General features: G+C 40.5%; 14 protein-coding genes and 1 pseudogene (1 of these 15 cut by a window edge). 3 read left to right on the top strand and 12 right to left on the bottom strand.

Annotation, left to right across the window (positions count from 1 at the left end):
* Both COT81_05535 and rplJ read right to left on the bottom strand, forming a co-directional pair.
* Positions 1-298: pseudogene (locus tag COT81_05535) on the bottom strand (50S ribosomal protein L7/L12) (it extends 179 nt beyond the left edge of the window).
* 28 nt (positions 299-326) lie between these two features.
* A complete protein-coding gene (rplJ, locus tag COT81_05530) occupies positions 327-845 on the bottom strand; it encodes a 50S ribosomal protein L10 (protein ID PIS04628.1) in 519 nt (172 codons plus the stop codon).
* Positions 846-1228: 383 nt separating this feature from the next.
* Here rplJ and COT81_05525 point away from each other — a divergent pair, with 383 nt between their 5' ends.
* A complete protein-coding gene (locus COT81_05525; protein PIS04627.1) occupies positions 1229-1657 on the top strand; it encodes a hypothetical protein in 429 nt (142 codons plus the stop codon).
* A gap of 74 nt (positions 1658-1731) precedes the next feature.
* Here COT81_05525 and COT81_05520 read toward each other — a convergent pair whose 3' ends face one another.
* Genes COT81_05520 through uppP form a run of 5 tightly spaced genes read right to left on the bottom strand, consistent with a single transcriptional unit; the run spans position 1732 to position 5581 of the window.
* Positions 1732-2418 (bottom strand): UMP kinase, encoded by a 687-nt coding sequence (locus COT81_05520; GenBank protein ID PIS04626.1) that lies wholly within the window; start codon positions 2416-2418, stop codon positions 1732-1734.
* Position 2419: 1 nt separating this feature from the next.
* On the bottom strand, positions 2420-3460 hold the full coding sequence (locus COT81_05515) for an endolytic transglycosylase MltG (protein PIS04625.1): 1041 nt from the start codon (positions 3458-3460) through the stop codon (positions 2420-2422).
* 2 nt (positions 3461-3462) lie between these two features.
* Positions 3463-4170, bottom strand: coding sequence for a nucleotidyltransferase (locus tag COT81_05510; GenBank protein ID PIS04624.1), 708 nt, complete (start codon positions 4168-4170; stop codon positions 3463-3465).
* The gene (gene pcm, locus COT81_05505) at positions 4167-4781 is read right to left on the bottom strand and encodes a protein-L-isoaspartate O-methyltransferase (protein PIS04623.1); all 615 of its coding nucleotides are present in this window, start codon (positions 4779-4781) and stop codon (positions 4167-4169) included. The genes COT81_05510 and pcm overlap by 4 nt, the downstream gene beginning before the upstream one ends.
* Positions 4778-5581: an undecaprenyl-diphosphatase UppP gene (uppP, locus tag COT81_05500; GenBank protein PIS04622.1), complete on the bottom strand. Its 804-nt coding sequence runs from the start codon at positions 5579-5581 to the stop codon at positions 4778-4780. The genes pcm and uppP overlap by 4 nt, the downstream gene beginning before the upstream one ends.
* Between uppP and COT81_05495 the strand changes: the two genes are divergently transcribed.
* Complete coding sequence (locus COT81_05495; GenBank protein ID PIS04621.1) at positions 5580-6008, top strand: hypothetical protein; 429 nt, start codon at positions 5580-5582, stop codon at positions 6006-6008. The two genes, uppP and COT81_05495, sit on opposite strands and share 2 nt — an antisense overlap.
* A gap of 9 nt (positions 6009-6017) precedes the next feature.
* On the opposite strand, the gene COT81_05490 is transcribed toward COT81_05495, so the two are convergent.
* Together COT81_05490 and COT81_05485 are read right to left on the bottom strand one after the other, a co-directional pair.
* On the bottom strand, positions 6018-6884 hold the full coding sequence (locus COT81_05490; protein PIS04620.1) for a formamidopyrimidine-DNA glycosylase: 867 nt from the start codon (positions 6882-6884) through the stop codon (positions 6018-6020).
* A gap of 2 nt (positions 6885-6886) precedes the next feature.
* On the bottom strand, positions 6887-8419 hold the full coding sequence (locus tag COT81_05485; GenBank protein ID PIS04619.1) for a glutamine-hydrolyzing GMP synthase: 1533 nt from the start codon (positions 8417-8419) through the stop codon (positions 6887-6889).
* A 162-nt stretch (positions 8420-8581) separates the two neighbouring features.
* On the opposite strand from COT81_05485, the gene COT81_05480 reads away from it, so the two are divergent.
* A complete protein-coding gene (locus COT81_05480) occupies positions 8582-8911 on the top strand; it encodes a hypothetical protein (GenBank protein PIS04618.1) in 330 nt (109 codons plus the stop codon).
* 54 nt (positions 8912-8965) lie between these two features.
* Here the strand turns inward: COT81_05480 and COT81_05475 are convergent, their stop codons facing one another.
* The 3 genes from COT81_05475 to COT81_05465 all read right to left on the bottom strand — a co-directional run.
* Positions 8966-9181: a DUF1653 domain-containing protein gene (locus tag COT81_05475; GenBank protein PIS04617.1), complete on the bottom strand. Its 216-nt coding sequence runs from the start codon at positions 9179-9181 to the stop codon at positions 8966-8968.
* Positions 9178-9684 carry a hypothetical protein gene (locus COT81_05470; GenBank protein ID PIS04616.1) on the bottom strand — a complete coding sequence of 169 codons (507 nt, stop codon included), beginning with the start codon at positions 9682-9684 and terminating at the stop codon, positions 9178-9180. Before COT81_05470 ends, COT81_05475 begins: the two co-directional genes overlap by 4 nt.
* 46 nt (positions 9685-9730) lie before the next feature.
* A partial coding sequence (locus COT81_05465) for a hypothetical protein (GenBank protein ID PIS04615.1) occupies positions 9731-10693 on the bottom strand: 963 nt, incomplete at its 5' end.

Here is a 10693-nt window from a genome sequence, read left to right as displayed (position 1 = left end):
CAGAGGCAGTCAATTCAACGTCAAAGCTTGATTTTTCTTCAGCCGCTCCGGCTTCTCCGCCAGGGGCTGGAGCCGCAGCCATTGCTACGGGAGCGGCAGCGGAAACACCAAATTTATCTTCTAAGGTTTTAACCAATTCTGATAAATCCAAAACTGACATTTTTTCAATTTCGGCAACTAAGTCTTTGAACTTAGCCGGCACTTCCACTTCTTTTTTATCATCGCTTTGCGGTTGAGCGGATTCGGTAGAAGCTTCTGTTTTTTCTTCAGTGGCTTCTTTGACTTGTTCTTCGGCCATAGTGTTATTATTATTTAATTTGTTAAATTTATTTATTATCTTTGATTGCGCCCAAAACATTAACTAGGCCTCGAATATTACCTTGCAAAACATTAACTAGCCCGGAAATTGGAGCTTGAATTGTGCCTACCAATTTACCCAGTAATTCTTGTCTGCTTGGAATTTTAGATAAGGCCTTAATTTGGGCTGCGTCTAAATAATTCCTCTCTACAATACCGCCAATGATATTTAAAGCTTCATTGTTTTTAGCGAATTCGGCGCTTACTTTAGCCGGAGCAATTTCATCTTCGTAGCCAAAAATTGTCGCCACCCCTTTATCAAAAGTTTTAGGGTCCACGTCAATGCCGACATCTTTCAAGGCCCGCTTCATCAAAGTTTTTTTAGCGACCATTACTTCGCCACCCTGTTCACGGGCGTTCTGGCGTAAATCTTCCATCTGATTAACTGACAAACCTTCAAAATTTGCAAAGACCAAAGATTTAGCTCGGTTAGCCTTATCTTTAAAATCAGAAACAGTGGATTGCTTTTGTTGTTTAGATTTAGCCATATTTCTATTTATTAAAAAACTGTGGCACCAAAACCACAGACAATAAATCTTTATGATTCCTACACAAGGCGTTAAAGTATACGTTTAATCCCGGTTATATGGGACCTTGTGGTCTGTGGATAAAATCACTTGAGTAGTATAGCATATATCATCCACGCGTCAAGGGGCCTACCCTTGACCGTTAGTTCGCGTCTTATAAAATAAAGGCAGGAGGAGAAAATAGCGTCGAGTTCAGCTCGGCTAAACGGCTCTTTAAAAAGCGGGCAAAAGTGTTTGAAATCAGCTACTGTAAGAAATCTCGGGCGTTCCCGAGAGGCTTATTAAGCTGTATTTAAGCACCCCGCCAAAAATTTGGCATACACCCCAACAAAGGAAGGTTCCCTGTGTCAGGATGGAATCCCCTCTTTACCACTACCAAATGGACAACAATTGGCGAGCACACGGCAATCTCATTTGCCAGTGCCGTCGATACTAGTGCGGCCTTTGAGGTTGCACGGGCGTTTGGCTACCGGCACGTCAGCCCAGAGGAATTGGCAGGCTTTGCCGATACCAACTGGGTAGCGGTACTGCAACGACGGCTACGTATCGCCGCTATCGGTGAACGTTTCAACGAACGAGTCCCGCTGCTAACCCCCTGGGATGGCGAAGTAGTAGCTTGCGAAATGATGCCGCTTAACGGGCATGTTCCGGCAGGCATTCACCTTCTGGTTTCCCCAACTGAAGTTCAATCGGCAACTTGTTTGCCCATTGAACGCCTGTTGCCGCCAAGTATCATTGGTGGCATGTGGGACCCGAGGCGGTTACGGCAGTAATTGCCACTATGCCATTATTATAAAGAGCCGCTCCCGGACGTTTCGCACGCACCGGGAGTTGCTTTAACTTAAAATTAATTTTTTATGATTGTACCTTTAAACGATTGACTTGCGAGAAATTTTTTCAAATTTGAAATTTTATTGCCATTCATGACCACAAGCTTAAGCTTATACTGTTCCCCTTTCTTTGCCGCAACCGGATCAAACGGTACGTGCGCGCCCGGCACCCATTTAAACCCAACAATTTTCCTAAATTCCCGCCAACCTAAACGTTGATATGATTTGGCTGATTTGTATTTAAAGGGATTTTTATCGTAAACGTAATCAACATTAGTTAAATTAATCACTGTATCCGCACCATTTGCTCGGGCAGCTAAAATAGCGTCAAGGTCTGAAGACCAACCTGGTTCGTAGCCGGCACCAATAATAATTTTTTTCTTGGTTTTAATTTTTTTTGCCGGATCGCCCAACACTTTGGAATAAGCCAAGCCGCCAAAAATAGCTCTTATCAATTCCGCATTTAACCTGGTTGCGACAATTCCAACCCAATCTAAATCAGTATTCGCAATCTTACGATCAACCAGTTTAGCGGCGGCTTGATAACGACGAGCGGTATCCCCACCGCCCACTATTAAAATCACTCGATTACCTTTTTTAACAAAATTCAAGAACAACTTTTTATATTCTTTAATCAGCTTAGTGTTAATTTCGCTTGGAGCCACAAGCGACCCTCCAATTGAAAAAACGAACGTTTTAGCCATATTACAAATATTTTAATTTATTTTGCCTATGTTCATCAAAAGTCACGCTATAAATTACCCGACCCTCAGGAGTTGTTAAAAAATAATAATATTCATTTCGTTCAGGGTGTGCCGCGGCGCTGATTGCCGAAAGGCTAGGGTTAGAAATCGGCCCCGGGGGCAAACCAGCATATTTATAAGTATTATACAGACTATCAATTTGAGTATCCTCTAATGTCACGGCAGGTAAATCTTTTTTAGTTACATAATTAACGGTTGAATCGGCTTGTAATCCAATATTAGCGTTTAAGCGTTTGTAAAAAATGCTTGCGACTTTAGCCATGTCGGCTGGAGCGGAAACTTCTTTTTCAATAATTGAAGCTAAAATTATTGTATCATAGATACTCATGTTATTCACTTCAATTTGAGCTCTAAGATCAGGGGTCAATTTCAACCCAAAGTTATCCAGCATTTTTTTAACTATATCTTCAGGTGTTGCATCGTTAAAAATGCGATAAGTATCCGGAAATAAAAATCCTTCCAGGCTGGCATTGTTCGGCGCGTCTTGTAAAAAATCATAGTTCGATTTAAATCTTTTGATGCTGGATACTACGCTCGTCCATTCATCTTTACTGGGGACCACTCCCTCGGCAAACAAATAATCTCCCATCTGGTCTATGGTCCAACCTTCTATGAAAGTAACCGCTATCTCTTCGCGAGGTTTATATTCAGCGGTTTTGGTAAGCTGGGCAACTATATCGGAAATAGTGGCGCCAGCCGGAATTTCATATACTCCAACTTGAAATACATCACTAACACCCGACAACCAGGCGTGAATTTGAAAAAACAAGCGGTTATCAATAATGCCTAGTTCTTTTAACTCCCGGCTGATGGTTTGGTCGCTGTCACCAGATTTAACTTGGTATTCAACTGAAGCGATGTCGTTTGGCTGGTTAATTGCCAGTCGATACCAAATTATTACCAAAAACAATATCGAGAAAATCGCGAGACTTATCTTTTTGCCCCGGCTGTATTTTCTTTTTTTATATAAATAAGTTCGCATATTTAAACGTCTTTCCAGTCTCTTTTAACCGCTTCATAACGTTCATGCGTGCCGGTATCAAACCATTGCCCTTTATCCTTAAAACCGTAAAGCATCCCGCCCCGAGCCAAGTGGGGAAAAACATCAAGTTCAAATTGTGAAAAATCTTTAATTTCAATATGATTAAAAATTTTAGGCGAAAATACATAGTAACCGGAATTAATAAAATTACTTGGGGCTTCGTCTGGTTTTGGCTTTTCTACAAAATCAACCAACCTATCACCATCAAAAGCAAACACGCCGAATTGGCTAACATCATCAACCGTAGTCAGGCCAATGGTTGCAACCGCATGATTACGCTTATGAAACTCAATCATTTTTGTTAAATCTAAACTAAAAAGATTATCTCCATTAACGCAAACAAAATCCTCTTTAATCTCCCGGCCGGCTTTTTTAAGTAACATCAACGGAGCGGCTGTGCCCATAGGTTCTTCTTCAATTAAGTAATCAATACTAACGCCTGATATTTTCTTGTCTTCAAAATACTCTTTCACTTTATCAGCCATATAACCTAAACTTAATGTTACCTCGGTAACACCGTGTTTTTTTAAAATATTAATAACTTGTTCAGTTAGCGTAATGCCATGAACATCGATTAATGGCTTGGGCGTAGTTAAAGTCAACGGGCGCAGGCGCGTGCCCTTGCCGCCAGCTAAAATTATTGCTTTCATGAATAGTCAGAAATTAACGGAACGAATACAAAGCCTGGAAATATTTGCTCTCTGTAGTTGTGCTTAGATTCTCTAATTATCAGCCTAATATCTTGAGCCGCGGTTGGAATTACTAACCGGCCACCAACTTTTAATTGTTGCTTTATGGCTTGATAATCCCCGGCGGCTGCGGCAGCCACGACTATCCTATCAAACGGCGCTTGATTGGGCAACCCATGGCTTCCGTCTTGGCAATAAAATGAAATGTTTTTAAAATTGTATAATTTGGCGTTTTGCTCTCCGAACCTCTTAATTTCAGGAATTCTTTCAATCGCATAAACGGAACCTTTATCTCCGACAATATGAGCAAGCAACACTGTTTGCCAAGCTGAGCCTGAGCCAATATCTAAAATTTTTTGGCCGGCTTGTGGTTGTAAAAGTTCAAGCATAAAAGCCACAGTGTAGGGTTGAGAATTAGTTACGCCGTGGCCGATTGGTATCGGTCTATTCTGATTGGCTAAATGTTTACTTTCTGGCGGTAAAAAATCTTGACGCGAAACGGCCTTAAAGGCAGAAATGATGGCTGGCGTTTTGATTGTGCCTTCATCGATAAGATTATTAATCAACTTCATAAAAGTAAAATTAAAATAAACAGCCCAAGCGCGATTCTATACCAGCCAAAAATCTTAAGCGATTTTTTTTGCAATAATTTTAAAAAATATTTAATTACTAAATAACCGACAATAGCAGAGCTTAAAACGCCTAAAATTACTAAAACTAAATCATTGTTGTTATAAGCGTTTAAATCCGTAAGTTTTTTTAAAAAAGCAGCAAGTAAAATTGGGATACCTAATAAAAACGAAAATTTAGCGGCTTCAAAACGCTTTAAGCCGACCGCCAAAGCGGCAATAATGGTAATGCCAGACCGCGAAACTCCCGGTATTAAAGCTAAGCTTTGAGCCACCCCGATAAACAAAGCAGCCGCAATCCCAAGATTAGTTATGTCAAATTTTTTTTGACTGAATTGATCCGCTAATATTAATAAGACGCCAAAGGCTATAAGCATGGTGGCAACAGATAAATTATTTCTAAAAATTAATTCAATTGAGTTTTCGGCATATAACGCAAAAATAACTGCCGGTAAAGTTGCCAAAATAATTAGCCAAGGAATTTTTTGTTCCGGCTTTTGCCAATCAAAACGTGATAGACTTTTTAACCATCCTTGTATATAATTAATGACATCCTCTTTAAAATACCATACCAACGCTGCTAGCGTACCAAAATGCAAGGCCACATCAAAAGCTAAATTATTTTCAACTAAACTAAACAGATTGTGAAATAAAACTAGGTGGCCGGAACTGGAAATCGGTAAAAATTCTGTTACCCCCTGAATGGCGCCGGCAGCAATGGATAATAAATAATCTGTTAACATGAACTATAGTTTGTTTGTTATACCAATTATTGTAACATTACTAACTCAAATCTTAAAGCTAGCCGTAGACGGCATTAAGGGTAGTTTGACAATTAAGAATATCTTTACCGACTACGGCGGGATGCCGTCTTCACATTCAGCTTTTGTAACTTCTTTAGTCACTCTAATTGCATTGCGTGAAGGACTGTCTTCGCCTATCTTTGCGGTTAGCTTAGTGTTCGCTTTAGTTATTATTAGAGATGCTTTCGGTTTTCGCTATACAATGCAAAAACAATCTAGCTTGATAAGTGATTTGTTAAAAAAATCAAACATTGATAATCGCGATCATCCATTGTTGCGGCAACGGCTTGGGCATAAACCAGTTGAGGTTGTGGTCGGTATATTAGTTGGAATTATCCTAACTTTGCTTTTGGATTATTTTTTGTAATTACCTAGACTATTTTTGGCAAACATTGCAATAATGAGTTCCGCGCTGGGCAAGTTTTATTTTTTTTATTGTGCCAAAACAATTTTTTCTTAGACAAGTTTTATTGGCCCGGCCGTAAACTTTAAGGTATTCCCGCATATTGCCCTGACTGCCGTCAGAATGGCGATAATGATCCATTGTCGTGCCGCCATGTTTAATGCCTAACCGAAGAGCCTTTTTGATGCTTAAAAATAAGTCTTGGCGTTCTTTTGATGTTAGACTGCCGGAGCGACGGGTTGGTTTTATTTTAGCGTAAAAACAAGCCTCATCAACGTAGATATTTCCCAGACCAGAAATTAGAGATTGGTCTAAAAGTAGTTGCTTTATCTTTCTATTTTTATAACGCTTGATAATGGAATTTAAATAGCTTTGAGTAAGCCCAGGCTCCAAAGGTTCCGGGCCATAAGTTTTTAAAACTGAATTTAGCTCTTTATCATTGGCAATGCGCAGCCAGCCAAATTGGCGCTGATCATTAAAAAATAACTTAGCGCCATCAGTAAAGGTTAAGATGACATGGGAATACTTATTTGGTAATACGCCCAAATCACCAATAGGGTGTCCGCCAGATATTTTTTTACCCCGCTTACTTAAAAACACCAACTGCCCAGTCATTTTTAAATGAATTAGTAAAAAAGCCGGCCCAGAAATATCAACAATAATCATTTTCGCCCGCCTGGTAACTGATACTATTTTTTTACCAGCAATTTGATGTTTGAATTTTGCCAAAGGCAATTTCACCATTTTTGGTTTTTTAACCTCAATGGCTTTAATTTTTTTACCCTTTAATTTAAGGTGTAGTTCTTTAACTAAAGTTTCGACTTCAGGAAGTTCCGGCATAATTATTCATACTCTACTGTTCCCGGGGGTTTTTGAGTAATGTCATAAACCACCCTGTTTACACCTCTAACTTCATTGACGATTCGGTTGGAGACATCCGATAAAAGATTGCCATTCATGCGGTACCAATCTGCCGTCATAAAATCTGTAGTACTAACAGCGCGCAGGGAAATAACATATTCATATGAGCGGCTATCCCCCATCACCCCCACCGCTTTGACAGGAAATAAAGCCGCAAACGCTTGAGCAATTTTGTGATACTCTTTTTGCTTCTTTAATTCATCAATAAAAATAGCGTCAGCTTCTTGTAAAATTTTTACTTTAGCTTTATCAACTGGCCCCAAGATTCGGACTGCTAAACCCGGGCCCGGAAATGGGTGGCGATAGATAAATTCTTTCGGCAACCCTAGCTGCAAGCCTAAAGCGCGAACTTCATCTTTGTACAAATCTTTAATTGGCTCCAAAATTTTAAGCTGCATCCTTTTTGGCAAAGTTAAATTATGATGACTTTTAATTTTAGCAGCCTGTTTGGAAGTAGAGCCTGATTCAATACGATCTGGATAAATGGTACCTTGGGCTAGAAAACTTATATGAGCAGAACGTTTAAGTCTCTTGGCTTCTTTTTCAAATACTTCAATAAAAGTATGCCCGATGATTTTTCTTTTTTGTTCTGGGTCAGATACATTTTTTAAACGCTGTAAAAATAAATTTGACGCATCTACGACTTTAAAATTTTTGACCTTTAAATGTTTAAACATTCGCTTAATTTCACTTACCTCATCTTTACGCATTAAACCATGGTCAACATGCACACAATAAAGCTGGCTACCCAACGCCTGATGCAGTAATGCTGCCACAACAGTGGAATCGACACCGCCGGAAACTGCCAACAACACATTATTCTGACCAACCGTTTTTTTTACGCTCTTGCCTAAAGTTTCAGGTAAATATTTGGTCTCCCAAGATTTTTTGGCGTGGCAAATACCAAACACAAAATTCTCTAAGATTTTTTTGCCAGATGGAGTATGTATTACTTCTGGGTGAAATTGTAAACCGTACTGCTTTTTACTCTGGCTTTCCATTACTGCCACCGGACAAGAAGTTGTTTTGGCTGTCACTTTAAAAGTTTTAGGAACTGCTGTGACGACATCATAATTTGAAAACCAAACTTGCTCTTTGCCTTTAAGTGACTTAAGTAAACCTGACTTATTGTTAACAGTCATTTGAATCTTACCAAATCTACCAAGTGCAGACGGGTCAACATGAGCGCCGTTATAACGGGCAATTAATTGGTGTCCGTAACAAATACCGAGCATGGGTATTCCCAGCTTAAAAATAGCTTTGTTTGGTTGGGGCGCATTTTTAGCGTACACTGAAGCCGGGCCGCCGGATAATATAATGCCTTCTGGTTTTAATGATTTTAGCTTTTGCGCACTGATATTGTGCGGAACAATTTCACTATACACTCCCATTTCTCTCACGCGCCTGGCAATAAGATGAATGTATTGTCCGCCAAAATTTAAAATCACAATCATATTGCCACTAGTTTAGCAAAAAAATGCTTTACTGTCATACCCTGCTAGCGTTGACATTTTTAATTTTTTCATTTATAAAGCTAGGTAATTCCGGTCGTTGGGGATCGGATATTATGCCCGAACGGGCACTACGGTGCCCACTGGGGCATGTTAAGAGACCATATGAAGACTCAGGCCACATGCAGGCCCCGCATTATACACCTAAGCGATCTGCCATCGCTGGATGAGTTCATCGACGCACTCAAGGACCAGGGCAGGCAGGTGACGGTGAGATGCTGTTGGGGGGATGACGCCAACCGGTGCATCGGAAACGCGACTCTACGTGTTCTCGGTGTGGACCGCCAGGAACCCATCGATGGTTGTGAGCGCGCCGCTGTCACGTTCCAAAACTACAACGGCGGCACAAAGCTGTGGGACACTGGTCCCGAAGTCTTCGGGAGGTTTACAGCTCAGTGCAACTTCGGCACCAATACGGCGCGCGCCGGATTGTAAGACACAGCCTCCCTAGGCCCGGGCTTCCCTTGTGGACGCCCGGGCCGATTCATTTTACTTTGAAATTTTTTTAAACCTATGCACCTGTTTGCCTTGGTATTCAACTTTTTCTAAAAACATTTTTAGCGGTCGAACCCAAATTTGATTATTGCCGTATAAACTTTTGTAAACGACCAAATCTTCAAGCGTTTCTCTATGCTTGTCCAACGCTATCACTTCATAATCTTTGCCTTTATAGTGCCTGTGTTTGCCAAAACTTAACTTATTCACTCCCCGACACTTAAAACTAAAAAAATATTATCACTGTCATAAACGTTTTGACCAACTCCGTTAGGGCCAAATGAACCTACAACTGCCGCCCACTTTTGCCCGGCGCCAGGGTCAATATCGTAGTCAGTATCAAAAAAGTAATTATTCCCCCAAGGGTCTAACGGCACACTATTCATGTATGGCCCATCCCAGCCTGAAAAATTTCCGTCAGTGCCTGCAATTCCTGCCAAATCAACATTTAAATCCCAAATTTCATTACCGCTCCCCCCAGACTCTACATCCTCAATAGTTTTGTGGCCCGGCCATTCACCCGAGTCATTTTCTAATAAAGCAATAGCAGTCACAATTTGCCTTACTTCGGCTTGAGCTCTGGTAACCATAGCCTTACGTCTAGCGATATTGGTAGCCACAATTGCGATGGTGGCAAGTAAACCGATAATTGCAATGACAACCAATAACTCAACTAAAGAAAATCCTCCTTTTTGTTTTAACGATTGATGCATTTATGTAGTATACCAAAAAACCAGCCCTTTGGCTGGTTTTTTATGCTTACTCCTCTACTGCAGCTTCTGGCTCGTCTTGGACTTGATCCACTTGCTCTAAAATAACCGGCTCATCTAATGGGACTGGCACGGGCCTCGGTTCAACTAACTGTTCCTCTAAGATTGAAGTGACTAAAGGAACGACAACGTTTTGCTTTATGAATTGAGCTTCCTTTGGAATTTCGGCAACCGGGAAAATTAAAGCAGGGACTAAAAGAGTTTCGGTTTTTGATTTCTCTTGGTTGTATTTGTAGTATTGAACAAATCCACGTTCTGGGTTATCTAATTTAACCTCTTCTTTTTTGCCTTCCAAAGTGTAATATCCATACATACCTCCGCGCTTGGCAAATTCTTTGATTTTATCCACGTCGGTTGAAGTATCATAAAGTGATCGTTCATAATTTTGGACTGTTAGCCCATAAGCGCCAGTCACTTTGTCCAACAAAATATCAACGCTTATTTGAATACCGGTTGGGAAACCGCTTGGGTCAAAAACTCTTTGCCCATCAATAATTAGCGGATAAACTACGCTCACCGCTTGAGGAAAGTAAAAATCACTTGGGTTTTGGGCGCGGGCATATTCAATTCTCCAGCTATCCCCTACCACCGGTTCTCCGTAGGATGATAAATTCAGGCCATACTCTTCTGCAAATTGATTGGCTATTTTAATAATCTCAGAATTGCTTTGGATATCATTTTCACGTATTCGGTATTGGTTAAAGCAACGTTCGTCACGGCAGCGATTTTGTGGCCTATCCCAACGTTCATAATTTTCATTTATGCTAATGCTCCCCTCTTTTAAATCGACATTGATAATATAACCAAAATCTCTATCTTCAATAATAGTAAATTGCTGCAAGGCCGAATTGCGAGCGGCATCCAAATTGACTAACCCCAAGTTAACCGTTTGTAACATTTGAGCGAGCTGGCGCGTACCTGCTACACCTTCCGTTTTTTTGTACACCAAAGA

The sequence above is a fragment of the Candidatus Buchananbacteria bacterium CG10_big_fil_rev_8_21_14_0_10_42_9 genome (assembly GCA_002773845.1).
In the GTDB taxonomy this organism is placed as follows: domain Bacteria; phylum Patescibacteriota; class Patescibacteriia; order Buchananbacterales; family 21-14-0-10-42-9; genus 21-14-0-10-42-9.
The sequence above is the reverse complement of the archived record's forward strand: the minus strand, read 5'-3'. Positions and strand labels throughout refer to the sequence as shown.